12 protein-coding genes and 1 pseudogene are annotated in these 19,920 nt (G+C 60.8%); 5 read left to right on the top strand and 8 right to left on the bottom strand.

Annotation, left to right across the window (positions count from 1 at the left end; translation table 11 throughout):
• Positions 1-106: 106 nt before the first annotated feature.
• The 3 genes from PAB09_RS05655 to PAB09_RS05645 form a co-directional block, all read right to left on the bottom strand.
• On the bottom strand, positions 107-985 hold the full coding sequence (locus PAB09_RS05655; RefSeq protein ID WP_271035286.1) for a cation diffusion facilitator family transporter: 879 nt from the start codon (positions 983-985) through the stop codon (positions 107-109).
• Positions 986-1,384: 399 nt separating this feature from the next.
• Positions 1,385-1,588, bottom strand: a complete 204-nt coding sequence (locus PAB09_RS05650) for a PspC domain-containing protein (protein ID WP_271035285.1) — start codon at positions 1,586-1,588, stop codon at positions 1,385-1,387.
• Positions 1,589-2,284: 696 nt separating this feature from the next.
• Complete coding sequence (locus PAB09_RS05645) at positions 2,285-2,866, bottom strand: MarR family winged helix-turn-helix transcriptional regulator (protein ID WP_271035044.1); 582 nt, start codon at positions 2,864-2,866, stop codon at positions 2,285-2,287.
• Positions 2,867-3,134: 268 nt separating this feature from the next.
• Between PAB09_RS05645 and PAB09_RS05640 the strand changes: the two genes are divergently transcribed.
• Entirely contained in the window at positions 3,135-3,671 is a 537-nt protein-coding gene (locus PAB09_RS05640) for a YceI family protein (protein WP_271035043.1), read from the top strand.
• A 203-nt stretch (positions 3,672-3,874) separates the two neighbouring features.
• Here the strand turns inward: PAB09_RS05640 and PAB09_RS05635 are convergent, their stop codons facing one another.
• The 4 genes from PAB09_RS05635 to PAB09_RS05620 form a co-directional block, all read right to left on the bottom strand.
• A complete protein-coding gene (locus tag PAB09_RS05635) occupies positions 3,875-6,454 on the bottom strand; it encodes an AAA family ATPase (protein ID WP_271035042.1) in 2,580 nt (859 codons plus the stop codon).
• 1 nt (position 6,455) lies between these two features.
• Positions 6,456-7,643, bottom strand: a complete 1,188-nt coding sequence (locus PAB09_RS05630) for a metallophosphoesterase family protein (RefSeq protein WP_271035041.1) — start codon at positions 7,641-7,643, stop codon at positions 6,456-6,458.
• Positions 7,644-7,783: 140 nt separating this feature from the next.
• Positions 7,784-8,920 carry an SWIM zinc finger family protein gene (locus PAB09_RS05625; protein ID WP_271035040.1) on the bottom strand — a complete coding sequence of 379 codons (1,137 nt, stop codon included), beginning with the start codon at positions 8,918-8,920 and terminating at the stop codon, positions 7,784-7,786.
• Positions 8,917-12,063 (bottom strand): DEAD/DEAH box helicase, encoded by a 3,147-nt coding sequence (locus PAB09_RS05620; RefSeq protein ID WP_271035039.1) that lies wholly within the window; start codon positions 12,061-12,063, stop codon positions 8,917-8,919. Before PAB09_RS05620 ends, PAB09_RS05625 begins: the two co-directional genes overlap by 4 nt.
• Positions 12,064-13,258: 1,195 nt before the next feature.
• Here PAB09_RS05620 and putP point away from each other — a divergent pair.
• From putP to PAB09_RS05600, 4 genes are all read left to right on the top strand, one after another.
• The gene (gene putP / locus PAB09_RS05615) at positions 13,259-14,821 is read left to right on the top strand and encodes a sodium/proline symporter PutP (protein ID WP_271035038.1); all 1,563 of its coding nucleotides are present in this window, start codon (positions 13,259-13,261) and stop codon (positions 14,819-14,821) included.
• A 283-nt stretch (positions 14,822-15,104) separates the two neighbouring features.
• Positions 15,105-15,830, top strand: a complete 726-nt coding sequence (locus PAB09_RS05610) for an HNH endonuclease family protein (protein WP_271035037.1) — start codon at positions 15,105-15,107, stop codon at positions 15,828-15,830.
• 258 nt (positions 15,831-16,088) lie between these two features.
• A complete protein-coding gene (locus PAB09_RS05605) occupies positions 16,089-16,559 on the top strand; it encodes a DUF2269 domain-containing protein (protein WP_271035036.1) in 471 nt (156 codons plus the stop codon).
• Between the two features lie 243 nt (positions 16,560-16,802).
• On the top strand, positions 16,803-17,816 hold the full coding sequence (locus tag PAB09_RS05600) for an acyl-CoA thioester hydrolase (protein WP_271035035.1): 1,014 nt from the start codon (positions 16,803-16,805) through the stop codon (positions 17,814-17,816).
• Positions 17,817-17,976: 160 nt separating this feature from the next.
• Here PAB09_RS05600 and PAB09_RS05595 read toward each other — a convergent pair.
• Positions 17,977-19,668, bottom strand: a pseudogene (locus tag PAB09_RS05595) (oleate hydratase).
• Positions 19,669-19,920: the final 252 nt, after the last annotated feature.

Raw genomic sequence — 19,920 nt, 5'->3', positions numbered from 1 at the left:
GCGCGGGCTGCCAGAACGGTAAGCCTAACAACAAGTTGAGTTAATTAGGCCGTGCCAATCAATCACATGCCTCTCAATCACGCGGCGACCGTGCCGCGAGCAGGCGTTAACGCGAGTGGCGGACGGTCACCCGTTCAGGACGCGAGTGCCCCTTGGGCTCGATGTGCACAAAGGTCTCGGCGCCGCCAAGAAGCTCGTCGATCCCCTCCTCGATCGCATCGGAGATCTCATGGCTGCGCCCCACCGACATGTCCCCGGCAACCTCCATGATGAGGTAGACGAAACGCTGGCGACCCGAGGCGATCGAGCGCATGGAGGTAAACACTACGTCGTTGTCTTTGCCGAATTGTGTGATGTAGGCGCGAATGTGATCGTTTTCCTCCTTCGGCAGCGACTCCGACAGCAGCCCGGACAGCGACTGGCGCAACAGTTTAAAGCCGGTATATAAGATGTTGACGCCGACGGCCAAGGCGATAACCGGGTCGAGCCACAGCCAGCCCGTCACAGCCACCGCGGCAATGCCAACAAGGACGCCAACGGACGTCCAGACGTCGGTAAGCAAATGATGCCCGTCGGCCTCAAGGGTGGCCGAACGGTACTTCTTGCCGGCGCGCAGCAAGGCCACGCCGACAATGAGGTTAAGGACGGAGGCGGCGGTCGATAACAGCAGGCCGATGCCGGGCTGCTCAAGGGGCTGCGGCGCCATGAGGCGCTCGATGGCGGTGTAAATAATCGCCCCGGAGGCCACGAAGATCATCGCGCCCTCGACGAGCGCGGAGACGTACTCAGCCTTGCCGTGGCCGAAGTGATGGTTGGCGTCAGCTGGTTTGCTAGAGACCTTCAGCGCGATAAAGCCCACCACCGCGGCGGCAAGGTTGACGCCGGACTCCATGGCATCGGACAAAAAGCCCACGGAGCCGGTGGCAACGGCGGCCCACACCTTCAAGGCGATGGTGGCGACGGCGGTGGCGATGGACAGTTTCATAAACAGCTCGAGAATGCGCTGCTCGGATTGAAGTGTGGCCACGGATTGGCACCTTCCTTAAACGAAGCTCAAGGCAGGGTGAACCGGCGTCGAGGGCATAAAAAATCGAGACCTCGGCCGACACCACTGGGTCGATCCGAAGGTCTCGTTCACTCCTACACAGCGCGCCAAGCAATGAGCGTGTCTTTCGACACGTGCTCGCGCCCGTCGAAGCTGGATGGCCGGGCAGGCACGGACCCGCCAGTATGTCGACCAGCCACGCAAGGACATCGCCTGCGTAAACTACTCCCCTTCAAGAGACATTAGCTTAAGCATTTTCATTTATCTGCGCAACTTGGCACTCCAGCTCATCGCACGGCACCGGCGGAGAAAAATCCATCCTTGCCTGCAACGATCTCATCACACCAGGCGTGTTGTGGTGTCACTGGGCATGATCAGCCATGCGGCCGCGTACGCCAGGAGTTGCGGGCCAGGCAGCAGCATGGAGGCGATGAACCCCACCCGCAACAAGGTGGTGTTGATGTTGTAGGTCTCACCGATGCCGGAAAGCACCCCGCCGACGAGGTTTTGTGTGCTCGATCGGCGCAGCCTGCGCTGCAGCAGTCCCGTGCCCGATCCCACGGACGCCGTCGTGCCACCGGTTAAGCCGTTGGCAAAAGTGTCGTCACTCGATGCGCCAGAGTAGTCCCCGGATGAGCCTGCAGCATAGGCGTTGGCGTTGTCGGTGGGCTGGCCAAATGGATAGGCGGAATTCATGGTGGAGCTCCTTGAAATGTTATGGATGATGCAACTTCGTGAGCGACTGCCCGGTTCCCGAGCGGCATAGCAGCAGGTCCGCGACGCAGCAGCGTCGTTTCCCCGCACCTTGAGACGTATACAGGGCACCGCGCCTGGCATGTGCGCACGAACGTGTGCGGCTTGCTTTGTCTTACGGTTTCCATTGTGCTTGCCGACGGCTATAGCGCGCATCGGGAATCCCACCTAGAAATTCCCTGATTTTCTACCCCTAAGGGTCACCGCGAGCTTGTAACCGCAGGAAACGTCACCCGCTGAATATCACCGTCCTTCGTCTGCTCCATTTCTGGCCTCACACCGCTGATCGTGAGAAGGCGATGGGAAAAGAAAGACCACCCCGCTGAAGCCCTGGCGGACTTAGTCGAGGTGGTGTTAGCTTGTGCTTGCATTGGACAAAAGAAGCCGGAAGCGTGAACTTAGGAAAAGGCGAAAGCGTCTGCCCCAAAAGAAAGCTAAGGAACCCACTTTCAAGCACACAGGCTCATAAGGCAGCCCGCTTGGTGTTTACTTTTTTTCGAAATAGGTGCTGTATAGACCCGCGCCGAGGACGTCCTCGGCCAGGATGCCACGATAGAAGCGGTTGAGTACCGGAATGTCCTCGTGGTTGAGGTCATCGATCACCAGGCGGCGAACCGTCTCCACATGGCTGGGGGCGGCCTCTTTGAGGCGCTCCATGCCATCCGCGGTCAGCGTAATGATCACGCCGCGGCCGTCGGCCTCGCATTTAAACTTGTTCACCAAACCCCGTCGTTCCATGCGGGTGATTTGGTGGGAGGCGCGGCTGCGATCCCAGTCCAGCTCAGCACACAGATCGCGCAAGCGCATCTCGCGCGACGGGGCCTCGGATAAGGTCACCAACACGGCGAACTCGGACGAGGTGAGTCCGTTGGCCTGTTGGAGGGCAATGTCGATGGTGCGATCGATCTTGCGGTTTGCGGCAAGCAGCAGGCGCCAGAACTCCTGCTCCTGCTCGTTTAACCAACGCGGGGTCTTTCCTTCAGCGTTGGTGGGCTCGGAGCTTGTCTCCGAAGTAGGTGTAGTTTCAGCAGCGCCAAAACTGGCGTTCTTATTCAGCTCAGCTTCCATGCCATACACAGTAGCGGTCTGTTTCGCAATGGCAAAATGCCACCTCCACCTGCGGTGATAAAGAAACTTTCTCGGAATTTTCCCATTGTTGTTGACACATCACCAACAAGGTGTATAGTTATCCCCAGCGCCACGGAGCACCCCTTCGGGATGGGCTTGTGGGGCAGGTAACCGTGACCACACCATGACTCACGCCAAGGATGAAAACTGGCGGTCACAGCACAAATATCTTTATAAAAATACACTTCATTAAGAAAGAGGCTTCATCATGAGCAACTTCAACGGCACCTTCACCCTGGATCCGGTACACTCCACCATCTCCTTCATTACCCGCCACGCAATGGTCACCAAGGTTCGTGGCAAGTTCGACGAGTTCGAGGCTTCCTTCACCTTCAACGAAGAGGATCAGGCAGCTTCCACCGCTACCGCCACCATCCAGTCCGCTTCCATTAACACCGGCAACGATGACCGCGACGCACACGTCAAGGGCGATGACTTCTTCTCCGTCGAGCAGTTCCCGACCCTGACCTTCAACGCCACCAAGTTCGACATCAAGGGCGACGAGGGCACCGTCACCGGCGACCTGACCATCAAGGGTGTTACTAAGGAGGTCACCTTGGACGTCGAGATCGACGGCATCGCCGAGGATCCGTTCGGTGTTACCCGCCTGGGCTTCGAGGCCAAGACCAAGATCAACCGCAAGGACTTCGGTGTTGACTTCAACGCCCCGATGAAGACCGGTGGCGTCCTACTGTCCGAGGAAATCAAGATCGAGATCGTCGGCTCCGCTACCAAGCAGGCCTAATGGCTCGCTTTCTCTAGAGCTACTGTGTACGACCACCTCAGGCTTTTGGGGCCTGAGTGTTGGGGCTAGGCAGACATCCTTCCTCCAGCTGCCTAGCCCGGGAAACGTGGAAAAGATGATTGTGGCATTGCCTCATCTTTTGCTTCTCTTGCACCCGTGGAGCCTCGACCAAGACCGGTCGAGGCCCCACGGCTTTTACGCATCTAAACCGGGACAGCGATGGAACGCATCTCCCGCACATCCGCGCCCGAGATGTAGTCAAAGCGCGCCGGTGCGGCGGTCAAGATAATGACCTGTTCGGTATCCCCCAGCATCTGCACGACCGTACCCATATGCATCAAACGCACATCGTCGGTGGACCCCAGCTGATCGTCGATGATGATGGGTACCCCCTCGGAAGAGACCAAGCGTGCCACCGCGAACCGGGTAAGCAGGCTGAGTTGCTCCTTGGCCCCCTCGGAGAGTTGATCAACCTCCACCGTCACCCCCTCGATGGTCCGGGAGACCACGTCCAGATTGTCGTTGAGGGTGAAGCTGACCTCTGTCCCAAACACCGGGCGCGCCAGCTTCTCTAGCTCCGCGATAAACGGCGCCTCATATTTACGCCTCGCCTCGTCCCGGTGCTTGAGCAACGTCTCCAGCAACAGCCTGGCAGCCTGCGCCCTGCGCGCGACCCGCTCATGGTGCCGCGCTGCAATTTCCTCCTCGCTGCGGGCGAGGTCAAGCTCCTCGGCGCTACCTGCCGCCTGGGCGATTGCACCTTCCAGCCGCGCCAAGGCGTAGTCGGATTCGAGAATGCGCGCGGCAACCTTTTCTTCTTTCGCGGCTGCAGCCTGCACGGTGCGCTTGGCAATATCGACGTCAATCTTGCAGGCCTCCGCCGCAGCCTGCTCAAAGACCACCTTCTTTTCTGCTTCGGCACGCTGTGCCGAGTCAAAGCTCGACTCCAGATCCTCTAGCGACTGCGTCTTCTCCAGCTCGTCCAAACAGGCGCGCTGAGCCTCAAGCTGTTGCTTCACCCGCTCGAGCCCGCCGCTGAACCGCTCCAGCTTCGCCGCTGCCGGCCGCTCGCTTAAGCCGTGGACTCGTGCTTGGGCGGCATCTGCTTCCTGCTGGGCTGCGTCAACGGCGACCTCCGCCTGCTCAAGAGCCTTTTCCGCCTCACCAACTTCTGGCACTTCAGCGTCGGCAAGCATTGTACGGGCAGCTTCAACCGATTCCCTGAGGGAGTCGATGCTGCGGTCTTTGAGCAATACGTTGCGACGCTTGCGCACTTCATCAGCCTGGGCCGTGGCGGCTTCAACCTGCTCAAGCTCCAGCCGGGCGGCCTCGAGGCTTAGGCAACCGACCCTGGCCAGCAACCCATCAAGGTGCGCCTGGGCCAGTTCCACGTGGCGGGAATCGACCACATCGCCTGGGTCGATGCGTACGCTGACCCCGCCGATGCGCAAGGTAGTAGCGGCAGCCGCAACAAATTGCTGGGGAGTCGAATCGACGGTGAGGTCCTCATCGTCGCGGGAAATGGTGGTGGGCTCGGCTGCGGAAACTTCCACTTTCGGCGCCGCCATCTCCACCGCGCGGGCTGCCACCCGCAGATCCTCGGCGGCCGCGGCAATCTGCTCGAGTGCGTCCTTGGTGACCTTCGTAGTGGGGACCTCTGGAACCTCCAAGGCGGAAAGCTCTTCTAGCAGCGCAGCGTCCTCGTCTGATTGCTTCTTGATCTTCGCCAGCCGCACGATATCCTGGGCTTCCCCTCGACGCTCGCGGGCCACATTACGCTTTTCTACCGCCTCAAGGTGGGCCTTGTTTGCTTCCTCGACGCGCGCGGCTTCCGCCTGGGCTGCCTCGGTGATTTCCTCGAGCTGTGCCTCGAGCGCCGTGAGCTCGGCGGCGTGCGCTTGCACCGTGGCAACCAACTCCCGGCGCGCGGTGAGCCTTTCGGTGACCAGCTCGAGATTCGTTCGGGCAAGGTCCCACTGTTTGCGGGCGCCGTCGGCAACCTCGCTGGCTGCCACGGCCGCCTCGAGTTCCTCGGTGGCCTTCCGGAGTACGTCCCTTGCCCCTGGAAGCTCTGCCTCCGCCTTGGCCTTATGCATGGTGTGCGCTTCTACCTCGGCGACATCATGGGTCAGGGCATCGACGCGCGCCTGCGCCTCGGCCGTGCGCGCCTGCGCCTTGTCCAAAGCCTCTTGGGCCGCAAGCAGTTCCGCGCGAGGCTTTCCCTTGGCGGTGTAGTAACGTTCGAACTCCTGCTGGGCCGCGGCTATGATGCCCGTGGCATCCGTGCCCGAGTCCCCACCGGATTGCTTGTCTAGCGCGCTGGTCAGCGCGCCTAGGGCGGCCGGTTGGAAGGACAGGCCAGCGTTGTCTGGGGTGATGAACATCGCCTTGGCTAAGTCCACATCCAGGTTGTCGGCGAGCAACTCGCGCAGCTTATCGTCTGCCTCATTGTCCGAGTAGTTTGCCTTGCGTGGGCTGATAATCTCCAACGTTGCTGCTGGTCGATTGATAAATCGCTTGTAGATCACAAATTCCGTGGATCCCATGCGCGCGTGCAGGCGCACCTCCGGCGGTTCCGTACCGTTGATGGTTTTAGCCGCGCGCACCGAAGCGTTCTTGGAGGAGTACTTTGTCCACAACACGTTGTTGAGTGCCTCGACCACGGTGGACTTACCCTGCTCATTCTCACCGCTAATGAGGATCACGCCATGGTCATCGAGCTCGCTAAGCGTGAGCTTTTTCAGGGAACGGTAGTTGGTGATCTCGAGGGAAATAATCCGCATGTTAGTTCTCCTTGCTCAGCCGAAAAAGCAGGTTCAGCGCGTCGCGGGCAGTTGCTTGGTCACTTGCATCGTCGATGCGGGCAAGGGCAAGCAGCTCCTCGAGCGTGCGGGCGATAAATCCGCCCTCGCCTAGGGCTTCGAGGTCTTCCTCGCTGGGCTCTAGGTGCAGATCCATCAGGCGGGTGCGTTCATACAGTGCCGCAAAGACCTGGGAACGGATGCCTAGTTCATTCTCAAGGAAGCGATAGGTGGCGATATCGACGGTGCCGATGAGCGCGTATTTGATAACCGTTCGATCTTTGCTCGGATAGGCGTCGAGCTCGGCGATGAATTCCTCAGCCTCGGCCATGGAATTGATCTCCTTGGTGATTGCATCAAATCGCCAGCTGCCCACTGGGACCTCGGTGACGGCAACGGCCGACGACACCCCTTGAGCGCCCTCGCCCGCCGCGCTTTCTTTTTTCGTGATCTCCACTACCAACGCGTGGCCGGAGTTGTTCTCACCGCCGCCTCCTGGGATCTCGTGGAAATCGGTGACTTCCGGCGCCCCCGAAAACCACACCTTGGCGCTGGTTCCAATCGGCTGCGCGGAGTGTGTATCACCCATGGCCACATAGTCGATACTCCCATCCTTTAGCTTCGATTCCACCAACGCCAAATCCACCAGGGCGGCGGTGTTTTCGGTGCCATAGGAATCAACCTGCCCATGCCCCACCACGATCCGGATGCGATTCGAGGGCTGAAGGTCCTTAATCGCCTGACCCACCAGATCGTGCGAGGCGTATTTACTCTTCAAAGGCGCACCGATGAGCTCAATGGTTCCGCCAGGTACCTCCACTTCGATCGGCTCGGAATCAAAGAAGACAGTGACTCCTTCTAGTTCTTGGGCCTTATAGAAATAGGAGTCCGCGGTCAGCGGGTCGTGGTTACCGGACAAGAGGTATACCGGCACGGCCAAGCTTTTCAGTTGCTCCAGCGCGCGCAAGATGGTGCGGTCTTTCAACGCGTTGTGCTCAAAGACATCCCCGGCGATGACGATAAAGGAGCAGCCCTGTGCAACTGCAATCTCACCGAGTTTCGCTATCGCGTCAATCCGGGCGGCGTCAAAACGCGGCTGCGCTTCCTCGCCTAGGAAGCTGCGCCGCATGCCGATCTGAAGATCAGAGGAATGGAGGAATTTCACGTGCATGCTCACATGTTTAGCATGCACCTACGACACGAGTTTTCGACAAAACGCGCCCTACCCCTGTGCCTGTGCGCCTCCCGGATACCTTCAACTGGCGCCGACTCCGCCCTTTTTCCTCAAGCTGCACAATCGCCTCCGGTTTCTTAGGGCTCGCGGGTGAGGAATTCGTACATATCTTCTATGTCGGACACCGCCCGCAGCTCGTCGATGGAGGTGTAGCTGATCAAGCGCATCGCCTTGTGCAGCAGCGGCATCTCCGAGTCGTCGATGACCGGGGCGGTTTTCGGGTTCGGTAGATCCGGCAGGCCTGGGCCGTCCCAGAAATTCTCCTGTGACAGCGCCGCCTTGTCCTGGGCGAGCTGCTTCGTTCGCGCGACGACCCGCTGCTCTACCTCATCAAGCTCAATCCCGCGCAGCCTAAAGGCTAGGCGAAGGTCCTTATCGAGGGCGTCGCTAACAGCAAACGCGAGCGCCACGCCGTGTTTGCAGCACGGGTGCGGGTCTGGGCAGCTGCAGCGCACACGCACGGTGCCCGGCGCGTCGGCGAACAGCACCTGCTGGAGTGCCCAGGGCAGCCTGCCCTGGCGGATGTCGTTGAAGGCGTGGGGGTGCTCGCCCAGGTATTTCTCCACGGACACAAGGTCATCGGCTGATCGGTAGCCGAGTACGAAGCTGGTGTGGAACGGCATCGGCTGGGATCCTGCCACATCGGCGCTGATCACGCCATCTTTGAACGCGAGGTTCAAGACATGCCCCTCACCGGCATAGGACTTCCCGCGCCGAAATCTGCCCGGATCCGTGTTGAGACGGACGGCCTCGATGAAGAAGGACCCCGGCTTGTCAGACTCGCCAAATTCGGAGAGGTCAACGTCGCGCTCGGTATCCGAACCCGTGTCCGACCCTCCGGTTTCTGCACCGGTGGATCCAGCTGGTTCGGGGTCCGATTCCTCGCCTTCTGCTTCTTTCTGGGCATGCTCAGCCTCGTCGGCCTGGCGAATGTGCTCGCTGAGTGTGTCGACACCCGGGGACTTTCGCAGAGGCTTTTTCTCATCGATCGTTTCGTCCTCGACGTCATCATCGGGGCCGAGGTGAAAAACAACCTGCTTCCTGCGGTTTTTCGCGATCGAGGTGGTGGTAGCCAGCTTGTGCTCACCGTCGCCCGTGCCCTTGACGCTTCCGCGCTCGGGCTTGGCGCGGCGCGCCCCGAAGTTGACGTGGATGACGTTGTCTTCCACGATGGCCTTCTTGCGCCCGCCGGTGCCCGGTTTCTCGGTGGTCATACGGTCGATCCTCCCTTGTAGCTCATGAGCAAGGACAGCTCCTCAGTAGAAAGCTCAGTAAGCCATCCTTCGCCCTCACTCACAACGGCGTTAGCCAGTTTGGTCTTTCCGTCGAGCAGATCCTGGATGGATTGCTCGAGGGTACCGGCGGTAATCATCTTGTAGACGGTGACATTTTTCATCTGCCCGATGCGGAAGGCCCGGTCGGTGGCTTGGTTTTCCACCGCGGGGTTCCACCAGCGATCCATGTGAACCACGATGGAGGCGGCCGTGAGATTCAAGCCGGTGCCGCCCGCCTTGAGCGACAACACCATCACCGGCGGCCCGTCGGGCGATTGGAATTCTTCCACCATCGTGTCACGCCCAGTTTTGGAAACCCCGCCGTGCAGGAAGGGGATGCTTCGCCCAAAAAAATCCGAGAGGTACTCGGCAAGCATCTCACCGAAGACCTTGTACTGGGTGAAGATGAGCATGCGCTGCCCGGACTGCTGCGCCTCCTCGATGAGGTTCATCAACTCCGCGACCTTGCCGGAGCGGTGCTTGCCCTTGATCAGCATGGACGAGCCATCCCCGAGGAAGTGCGCCGGATGATTGCAGATCTGCTTGATCTTCGTCAACGATGCCAACACCAATCCGCGGCGCGCCATGCCCACCGCGGAGCTGAGCGCCTGCTCAAGCGATTCCACGAAGGCCTGGTACAGCGCTGCCTGCTCGGTGGTCATGTCTACTGTGATTACGACCTCCGTCTTCTCCGGCAGATCGTCGATGATCGCGGGATCCGTCTTCAACCGGCGCAGGATAAAAGGCGCGGTCAGGGCACGCAGGCGCTCGGTTTGCTGCTCGTCCTTGCTCTTTTCGATAGCGGAGGCGAAGTGATTGCGGAAAGTGGAGGCATCGCCCAAAATTCCCGGGTTGCAAAAGTCCATGATGTTGCGCAGCTCAGACAGCCGGTTTTCCACCGGCGTTCCGGTCAGCGCCACGCGCTGAGCGGAGACCAAAGAACGCACGGCCTTGGAGACCTTAGTGCCGGAGTTTTTGATCTGCTGAGCCTCGTCCAAGGTCACCCGGTGCCAGCGCACCTGCGCCAAGGTCTTGTGGTCGCGAGACATGGTTCCGTAGCTGGTGATCACCAGGTCGTAGTCCCCGACGTGCTCGATGAAATCCTCGTCTTTGGCGCGCCCAGTCCCGTGGTGGACGAGCACCTTAAAACTGGGCACAAACTTGGCCACCTCCCGCGCCCAGTTGCCCACCACCGACGTCGGAGCCACGACCAACGAGGGCCCAAGTCCGCCGCGCTCCCCAGCGTGGTCTGCCTCTGCTGCCGCCTCCGCGCGCTCCGCTGCCTCGACCGTGAGCAATTGCAGGGTTTTGCCAAGACCCATGTCGTCGGCAAGCACGGCGCCTAAGTGGTTTCGTGCCATCCAGTGGATCCAGTCCACGCCACGGCGCTGATAGTCGCGCAGCTGTGCATGGACGGTATCGGGAATGTCCACGCGCACCGGCGCGGGAGAGTCGAAGTCGGGCACCCCGCCGGCAAGCGCTGCCTGCCAGTTGTTGCCGGTATATTCGATCGGCTCGTCTTTGAGGTGTTCGAGGGCAAGCTTGCGCAGGTCGGCGATGGTCACCGAGCCGTCGACTGCGAAGGAGTCCTCGAATTCCTTCGCTAATTTCTCGGCCTTGATCGCAAGCAGCTGCCAGCCTGGCTGCTCGAGCTGGCGTGCCATCTCCGCCTTCATGAGGGCGGCGTTGACCTCCGCTTCGCGCTTCTTCTTTTGCATCTGCGCGAGCTGTTCCATGTACTCGCCGACCCTTTTGACCGCGTTGGTGTCGGCCATGACCCAGTCCCCGCGCAGGCGGATGAGACCGGACTTGGAGTTGATGAGCTCCCGCATTTCGGTATCGGAAAGTTCCACATCGCCCACCGACACGCGCCAGTTGTAGTCGACGATCTGGTTCATCCCCACCATCGACTGGGTGGGGCCGTCTGCCTTCTCCCCGATGTTGATCCGGGCCACGGTTTCCTGAGTGTTCCAGGCGCGCGGCAGCAGGACGGTGAAACGCTGCTTACGCAGCGCGGGCACGCCGGTTCGGATGAACTCGACCAACTCGTCGGTGGAAAGGTAGGCGTCCCACTTGCCTGCGTTATCCTCGGCCTCGAGCCCCCAGCGCATGGCGGTGCCGTTGGCGGGGTGGCCGAAGGCCAGCTCCCGATTCGGGTCAAGCACGGGGGCATAAAGCAGCGCCTCCCGGTGCAGCACCTCCAGGCGCTGCATGGAGGAGCGGTCGAGCTGGCCTGGGTGGATGGGGATCGGCGAATCCACCCCGGAGCGCACCTGCACGCGCACCGGCCAGACCATGTTCGTGACATCGTCGACGTCAAATTCTTCGATGTCTCGGGGCGGTTCCTCGACGATAAACACCAGCTGCAGGTCGGCGGACTTGATGGAGTCCTTCCATGCACCGAGGGCGGTGACCAGCTGCGCGGAGCCACGGCGCAGCGGCTTTGTGTCCAGGAGGGCTTTGGAAAAGTCGTGCCAGGGGCTCGGCCGCGGGGTCTCGGCGAGCTCGCTGAGGATGCGGGTGGCGATCCAATGCGGCAGCTCCGCGGCAATGTCTTCAGCCACCGCGGCCCCGCCGTTGGCGATGAGCACCCCGGGCGCTGCCGCCGTCATCTGCGCAACCCAGCCGCGTTCCGATAGCCCGCTTGCCAGTTGCCAGGAAGGCCACCATTGGTGGTCGTAGAAGCCCAGTTTGATGGTCACGCGCCCGGCGCGCACGAATTGCTCCAGCCCCGCCTCCATGTGCGCCAGCCACATGAGGTCCTGCGCTAAGGTCTCACGTTGTTCCTTGCTCGCGGTCACCGGGGAGATCTGGTGAATCTGCGCTAGGATTTCCACCGCTTGCGCCGGGGCGAATGCCACCGTGGGCATGGGGAGTTGCACTTTGCGCCCCTTGGGCGTCAGCAGCGTGGCGCGTAGCCGTGGCCGGAACTGCTTGCCACGGATCACGGCCTCGATGACGGAAGGAAAGACCCCTTCCGGGACGTCCTTAGGAGTCACGATGCGGTGTCCTTCGACTTGCTCGATCCACAGGTGCAGGCCACTATCTTTGTGCCAGAGCCCGTGAATAAGATGCGAAGTCATTCTTATATTTCTACCACCGCTTCAGCCACGAGCCACCTTTTTTCGAACACCTGTTGCACAGCCACGTCTGACTTCCGCCCCAAGCGCCCCTTTTCCCACCCCTTTGAGGCTATCCGACGCCCACCACACTAAAGGACACGACCACCCCACTGCACCCCGCGAGAAAATGTCAGAACACAGCACCCATTGAAAAGAATCCTTAACTGGCACGTTCGGTTGTCATTGTTGCTAGACCCACACACCCCCAGAGTCCGTGTGTGCAGCCATGCGAAAGGTTCCTTGCCCTTGTTCGTGCCCCGTCATTGGTGCAGCTAGGTGCGCCCCTCCTGCACAGTTTCTTGCGTCGCCTCTTGCACAGTCGGTCGCGCACACCACCTGCCGCGTGTCGCGCCATGCCGTTTTCCCAAAGCTACGCTTCCCCGTTGCTGCGCCCCCCAGCGCCATATTTCCCCTGTTGCTGCATTCCCCCATTGCAGCGGTCCCCCATTGCCGCGTTCCCCTGAGTTCGCTTGGACCATTCCTGCCATAGCCGCCTCGCCGCGCTGCTTTCCGACGCCAAGGTCGGCAAGCCCACGGCCGCGGCCAAACAGTGTGGCAACAGTCCGCGGTCAACAATCCGCAGCCCGCTGTCTCGCGCCCCCGCGCGCTCGACTACTCTCCGCCTGCACTCCTCCATTGTCTTTGCCTTCAAAACCCCTGGCGACACAGACCTTCGATCGCAGCCCCAGCAAGGCGCACGACCGGGATACACAGGCAACAGTGCAAGGCATATGCCTGCGACGCTCTTGCGAATCTGTGAACGTAATTGATTATTAGCTTCACATACATGCAAACCATGCAATAGAATCGTGGGCAACTCTTCAGGGGGCTACCTATTGGTTTATAGGTGGTCCCTACTAGAGTCTTAAGAGTTCCACATCGTTGAACAATCCGGATAATTGTTTGTAGGCACCTGCGCCCACGCTGCTATCCATGCTCATTGACGGCGGATCCCTGCTCCTGCTTGTACCGCCCCAGCTCGTTTTCCCGGGTGCACACCCTCCAACGTGGCCGCGGAACGGCGAAGGAGGTGCGGTGCGCTGGCCGCAGGTGAGCGTCGGAAAGCAGGCAAACAGATACCACGAACCCAGCGCAACGAGAGGGGGCCTTTCCCAACGACAAGGCCCCGGCGTGCGTGCGAAGAAAGGATGAGGCCATGACCCAGAACACCTGGTTCATCATCGCCATCATTATTTATATGGCGGTGATGCTTGCGATTGGCTACTGGAGCTACCGTCAAACCAATGAGTATGACGATTACGTGCTCGCTGGCCGAGGCCTGAACCCCTTTGTGGCCGCACTGTCGGCGGGAGCATCGGACATGTCCGGCTGGCTGCTGCTTGGCCTTCCAGGCGCATTGTTTGTCACCGGCATGTCGGAGCTCTGGATCGCCATCGGCTTGCTGATCGGCGCGTGGGCGAACTGGAAGTGGGTGGCACCACGACTGCGCGCCTACACGGAGGTCGCCGATGATTCGATTACCCTGCCGAGCTTTTTCGAAAACCGCCTCGTAGACAACTCGCACCTGTTGCGCGTGGTCAGCTCGATTATCATCATCGTGTTCTTTACCTTCTACGTCTCCTCCGGCATGGTCTCCGGTGGGCGCTACTTCGAGTCGACCTTTGGCTCGGCCTATATCGACGGCATGTTGATCGTCGCGGTGATCACCGTGACCTATACCTTCATCGGCGGCTTCCTCGCCGTGAGCTACACCGACGCCGTCCAGGGCACCTTGATGTTCGTCTCCTTGATCATCGTGCCGGTGGCAGCGCTGTTGTACCTGGACAACCCGGGCGACATTTGGACCTGGGCCACCAGCCACGACTACGGCCCCTACACTGACGGGGTGGGCAATCCCTCGTATTTCTCCATGATCAAGGGCGTCTCCGCCGCGGCGATCATCGGCAACCTCGCCTGGGGCCTGGGCTACTTCGGCCAGCCGCACATTATCGTCCGCTTTATGGCGCTGCGCTCGCCTGCCGACGCCAAGCGCGGCCGGCTCATCGGCGTGGGGTGGATGCTGTTTTCCATCGCCGGCGCCACCTTCGTGGCGATCGTGGGCACCGCCTTCTTCGGGCAAAACCCCGACATCGCCATCGTGGATCAGACCTCCTTCGAGACGATCTTCTTGGACATGGGCCGCGTGCTCTTCCACCCGCTGATCGCAGGTCTTATCCTCACCGCCGTGCTGGCGGCGATCATGTCGACGATCTCCTCGCAGCTGCTGGTGACCTCCACCTCCCTCATCGAGGACCTGTTCAAGCTGATGAAGAAGGATCTGCCCAGCGAGAACATCATGATCAACCTCTCGCGCACCGCGGTGGTGGCCGTCGCCGTGATTGCTGGTGTCTTGGCCGTCAACCCCTCGGACTCCATCCTCGGCCTGGTCTCCTTCGCGTGGGCTGGCTTCGGCTCGGCGTTTGGCCCGCTCGTGTTGTTCATGCTGTACTGGCGTCGCCTCAACGTTCCCGGCGCGGTGGCGGGCATGGTCACCGGCGCGGTGGTCGCCTTCGTGTGGGGCCAGTCCGCGCTGTCGGATTCGCTGTATGAGATGGTTCCGGGCTTCCTTTCGGCCACCATTGTTACCGTGGTGGTCACGTTGCTGACCAAGCAGCCGTCTGCGACGATCACGGACACCTTCGATACGGCGAAGACCCGCGCCAGCGAGGCCGCGGCCCGCCCGGACCTGGACTTCGACAAGGCCTACCAGGAATCCTAAGCACTGCCTGGGGCAAGGGCTTCATTAAAGGCTCGCGTGACCGCAAGGTCGCACGCCGTATGACCCTTTTTCTGCCACCGTTGCAGGGACGATTTCCTTGCAGCGGTGGCTTTCTTTTTTCTTGCTTGCCGACGCCCCACCTGCCCCGCAGCCGCTGCCTGCCCCGTGCCCCTCGCGGAAACTCTTGTTCAGGCCTAGCTAGCCGTTGCCGAACTAACAGCGATAGGCAGCGACCCGCGCCTGGCGGGCGAATGAGACTTCTGTGTTCTGCCAGGGAACCAAGATGGCTTCAACCTCGTCTACTTTGGACGTGCGGCGAGTGTATTTCCTTCTCATCATGTGCACCGTGTTGTATGCGGCACGTTTCCTCCCCAGCGAGCGCGCCGACCCCGCGGTGGATTCCGTGGCCGTGGCCGCTAATCGCGTGAAGATCCCTGGTTATGAGCGCGCCGCCTTCGGCACCGGCTGGCTCACCCCGGCGGGATCGGGCTGCGATATGCGCGCCATCGTCATCGCCCACGCCTTGGCAACCAGCAGCAACCACCACAAGCACGCCTTGGCACTTGGCAACGATGCCCCGCCCACAGCGCCCTCGGCGGACAACCTCCCGGCCACCGAACGCGGCGCCGGCGCTATTCCGGCGTGCGACCTCCACGCCGGCCAACTATATGACCCCTACTCCGGGCAAGACATCGACTTCGATCCCGACCGGCGCGCGCAGGTGGAAATAGACCATATCTATCCGCTGGCCGCCGCCTGGGATATGGGCGCGGCCGCCTGGTCACAGGAGATGCGCCAGGTCTTCGCCAATGATCCGTTGAACCTCATCGCGGTCTCCCGCAGCAACAACCAGGCCAAGTCGGATCAGCTGCCCGCCGCCTGGCTGCCACCGGAGCGCAGCAACCGCTGCTGGTACGTGGGAAGGTTGGCGCAGGTAGCTCTCAAATACGGGCTACCACTTCCCCAGGACGACATCCGGGTGATGAAACGACAGTGCCTGCCTTTCTAGCACCAGGTGCCACCGCAGCCACGGTTTTCTTACAGCACACGGCCCTCTAAAAGACCCCGCCTGTGCCCTGAGGTATCCGAGGTATCACGCCCATAGGCGACTGCATTCGCCCACCTGCCCGCGGTGGGATACGATTGTTCGTTGTTGACAACCAACTTTTTGACTACTGCGTCACTTGTGGCGCTGGCAGGTAAATACGTGGGTTGCCATTAATTTTGCGTTCTTGTTTTCTTCGTCTCCTTTTAGGAAGGTCACTTCGTGGGTACGATCCTTATCCTCTTGCACGTTCTGGCGGCAATCTTGTTCCTGGGCCCGGTCACCGTGGCCGTTTCTTCTTTCCACACCCGTGCCGTTGCTGCACACAACGGCGATGAGCAGGCCAAGGGCGGCGCCACCACGCTCTACAAGGTCACTCAGACCTACGGCAACCTCTCCCTGCTGGTGCCGCTGATCGGCTTCGCCGTCATGTTCACCGGCGATGACTACTGGTCCGATGGCCGCTTCCACGCCTCCATCGCCTTGTCGGTGGTTGCCTGGGTCATCTTGTACTTCCTCATCTACCCCCGCCAAAAGAAGATGATGGGTGCACTCGGCCTCCTAGAGGCCGACGAGCAGGCCGAGGGTTCCTTCGAGGTAGCGGACTGGGACAAGGCCAAGAGCCAACTGTCCATGTTCGGCGGCATCTTCTCCCTGCTGTGGGTCATCATCGCGATCCTCATGCTGCTCTAATCAAGACCTAGGCGCGAACACCGCGCACGGCTGGAACCGGTCCCTGGAGGGGGCCGGTTTTTTTGCTTTCCGACGCCCACCGGTTGCTGATTGATTTGTTCACCTCCGCCCTCCATGCCTTCCAAGCCTTCGACCGAGAGAGAAAGCAAGGTGATCTCCTTGCCACATCTGTCGAAATTCCCACCCGTTGCTGCCTACACTGAAGCTGAACACACATCCCGATAATCGAAGGCAGGCCGGGCGATGACAAAGGCACTTCCCACCCTTGGCGGCACTGCTCTCGCGGCGGGTCTTGGGGGATTGTGCTTGCAGCTCGTGCGCAGGCACAACAAGAACGCTTACACGATCATGCAACGAGCGGCCGAACTGTCGGATAAATCGCGCTACGAGACCAACGATCACATAGTGGCCATCGAAGGCAAGTATCTCAACGGGTTCCGCTTCATCCCTCAACCCCGCCGGCACCCGGGCACCGTCGTCGTCTTCGGTGGCTCGGAGGGATCTCCCGCCTATGAGCAGGCACGGGCGCTATGTGCCCAGGGCTATGAGGTGTTGTCCTTGTTCTTTTTCGGCCAACCCAACCAGGTTGCCAGGCTGGCTCGTGTCCCTTTGGACCAGTTCGATGAAATTGAGGCATACATCCACACGACCATCGACCACCCCACGCCGATCACTGTTATTGGCACCTCCAAGGGCGCGGAGTTTACCGCCGAACTGGCCGCGAACGGCTACGCCGTCGACAACATTGCCAATTACGCGCCAGCCGACCACTCCTACCCCGGCCTGGACTTTAGCTCCCGCGAGGAAAAGCCCTCTTTTAGCCATCGCGGTTCGCCCGTCCCCTTTGCTTCATTCCGCAACGTCGGCGCCGCAACCTTTGTGCCTATGATGTGGGATCTCATCATCAGCCGGCCGCCGAGATACCGGGAGAGTTACCTCGCGGCCGCCCGGCGAAGTGATCCCGCAGCAGCCATCGATCTCTCGGGTTTTCGAGGCCACGCCCTGTTTTTCGCCGGTGAAGCGGACGCGATGTGGCAATCGGAGATCGCCGCGACCACGTTGGCAGGAGTCAGCGATACCTTCGAGGTGTTTACCTATCCCGGCGCCGGACACCTGTTTGCCGAGGATATCGCATCCGTGGGCACCGGCTGGGAGATAATGTTCGGCGGCACAGCTGCCGGTGCCGCCCAGGCTTATCGCCAGTCACAGGTAGTACTGCTTGATCGCCTCGCCCGCTGGCATGGCACCATGATGTAGGGGCACGTTCTTAAAGAGACGTTCCGTCCACACGATCGCCGTGCGCACCTGTCCGCAGGATGGCACAGCCAAGCAAGAAAAGCCGCAGGGGTCACGCTCACGAATGAATCCGTGGGGTGACCGCTGCGGCTCGCTTTCGGGCTCCGTGTCCTATAGGGGCTTACTTCCCCTTGGGCAGGATGTCCTCGAAGTAGGTTCCGCGCAGCTTCCTGCGCAGCACGGCCTCGCCGGGGAGCTTGCCATCGTTGAGGGCCGCGGCGGAGTGCACGAGCGCGCGGATGTCGTATTGCACGGGGAAGATCGGCGGGATGTCGCGGTGCAGGTCGAGCAGCTGGTAGACCACCATCTGGCCGGTGCGCGCCGAGCCTTCGACGGTGAACACGCAGTCGTCGGGGGTTTCCACGAACTGGCCGGTAAAGCCCAAGTTCACCGAGCCGTCCGGGACCGGTTCAGGCCGGTCGCCCGCGGTGCGCGGCATGAACTGGGAGGTGATAAACGGCATGGTGCACAGGCGAACCTTGGTCATGGAGATGACGGTCTCCACGTCATCGATGCCGAAGTGATAGCAGTACTCGCGCAGGATTTCCTCGCCGGTGCATTCGATCATCGGCTTGCCGGTGACGGTGCCGTTGTTCCACCACTCCAAGCCATAGGCCCAGGCCACGCACAGGCCGTCTTCCTGGCCTGGGAAGTGGGGCTGACGGTTGACGGTGAGCGAGGCCAGCCACGGGGAATCATCCACGGTGATGATTCCTCCCGTGACGGTCTTGCCGCTGAATACGTCGCGCCCGCTTAGCTCACGCAGCTTGGCGTTGAACGGGTTGGCATAGCCGCCGTAGAAGTTGAAGGACACCGACTCCCACGCGGTCTTTTCCGGGGTGGAGCAAAACACCTCCGGGCGGCCACAATTGGGGACCTTGGCGGCGATGTTTTGCCACAGGGTAAAGGCGGGACCGACCTCCTCCTTGAGCGGTGCCGGGTGATCCATATCGCCGTAGGTGCTGCCTTCGACCAGCGAGCCGTTGGTGACGATGACAAGGTCGGTGGGCTCCACCTCGAGGGTAAACGGCGCACCTCCCTGCGTGCCCTTGAGCGCGGTGACGGTATAGGTCTTGCCCTGGGTCATGATTTCGAGATCCTCGATGACGGTCTCGTGGACGAATGCGACACCCTTGGACACGAGGAACTTCTCCAGCGGCTCGATGAAGCTGGTGTACTGGTTATAGCGGCTAAAGCGCAAGCAAGAGAAGTCAGACAGCCCCGGCAGGTACTGCAGGAAGCGGTGCATGTAGCGCTTCATCTCTGTCAGCGACTAGTAGTCTTGGAAGGCGAACATGGACTTCCACAGGGTGTAGAAGGTGGAGCCGAGGAAGTCCTCGCCGAACCAGTCATCAATCGTCTTGCCGTAGGTGTGCTCCTCCTTGGCCATGAGCAGCTTGATGAACTCGCGCTGAGCCTTCTTCGACAGGCCAAAGTCCGGTTGCTTCAACCGCGTGAATCCCTGATCGCGGATGATACGACAGTTGGAGCTGACCGGGTCGGACTCGTTGAGCTCGCGGTATTCGTCGAGCACGCTGTAGGGTGCTGGCATGTCGCGGGCGGGGACGTCTTTCATGATGTCCCAGAAGCATTCGAAGTGCTGCCCCATCTCACGCCCGCCGCGGGTGAGGAAGCCGATCTCGTTGTTGCCAGAGCCGTCGAAGGCGCCGCCGGTAACGGAGGACTTTTCGAAGATTGTGATGTTTGCTCCGGGCATCTGGGCGTCGCGCAGGAGATAGCCGGCTGCGATGAGGTTGCCGATGCCGCCACCGACGAAATATGCCTTGCGGTTGTCGATGTCCTTTGGCTTCATGGGAAGGTTTTCTGTGTACTTGCCCATGTCGTTGCCGACGAAGCGGTTGCCGTACTTGTCGGTGGGGTATGTGCGCTGGTAGATGCTCATTTCAAGCCTCCAAAAAGTGACGGGTTGCAGTCCAGTTACGAGCGAAATTGTGTGCTCTTCCTCGTGGACAACACCGAGGTTACGCCCGCTTTTCAGGCTCACCACAGGAAGTAACCCAGGCCATACACTCCGTTGGTTGTCCGACCATATTTCGGCCGTTAC

Source organism: Corynebacterium sp. SCR221107 (assembly GCF_027886475.1).
Taxonomy (GTDB): domain Bacteria; phylum Actinomycetota; class Actinomycetes; order Mycobacteriales; family Mycobacteriaceae; genus Corynebacterium.
Note: the sequence above shows the minus strand (reverse complement) of the source record. Positions and strands in the feature narration are given on the sequence as shown.

What these genes read in the sequence shown, in the direction of transcription:
- PAB09_RS05655 (WP_271035286.1), bottom strand. Translation starts at nt 985, where the DNA reads ATGAAACTGTCCATCGCCACCGCCGTCGCCACCATCGCCTTGAAGGTG.
- PAB09_RS05645 (WP_271035044.1), bottom strand. Translation starts at nt 2,866, where the DNA reads ATGGAAGCTGAGCTGAATAAGAACGCCAGTTTTGGCGCTGCTGAAACT.
- PAB09_RS05640 (WP_271035043.1), top strand. Translation starts at nt 3,135, where the DNA reads ATGAGCAACTTCAACGGCACCTTCACCCTGGATCCGGTACACTCCACC.
- PAB09_RS05635 (WP_271035042.1), bottom strand. Translation starts at nt 6,454, where the DNA reads ATGCGGATTATTTCCCTCGAGATCACCAACTACCGTTCCCTGAAAAAG.
- PAB09_RS05630 (WP_271035041.1), bottom strand. Translation starts at nt 7,643, where the DNA reads ATGCACGTGAAATTCCTCCATTCCTCTGATCTTCAGATCGGCATGCGG.
- PAB09_RS05625 (WP_271035040.1), bottom strand. Translation starts at nt 8,920, where the DNA reads ATGACCACCGAGAAACCGGGCACCGGCGGGCGCAAGAAGGCCATCGTG.
- PAB09_RS05620 (WP_271035039.1), bottom strand. Translation starts at nt 12,063, where the DNA reads ATGACTTCGCATCTTATTCACGGGCTCTGGCACAAAGATAGTGGCCTG.
- putP (WP_271035038.1), top strand. Translation starts at nt 13,259, where the DNA reads ATGACCCAGAACACCTGGTTCATCATCGCCATCATTATTTATATGGCG.
- PAB09_RS05610 (WP_271035037.1), top strand. Translation starts at nt 15,105, where the DNA reads ATGGCTTCAACCTCGTCTACTTTGGACGTGCGGCGAGTGTATTTCCTT.
- PAB09_RS05600 (WP_271035035.1), top strand. Translation starts at nt 16,803, where the DNA reads ATGACAAAGGCACTTCCCACCCTTGGCGGCACTGCTCTCGCGGCGGGT.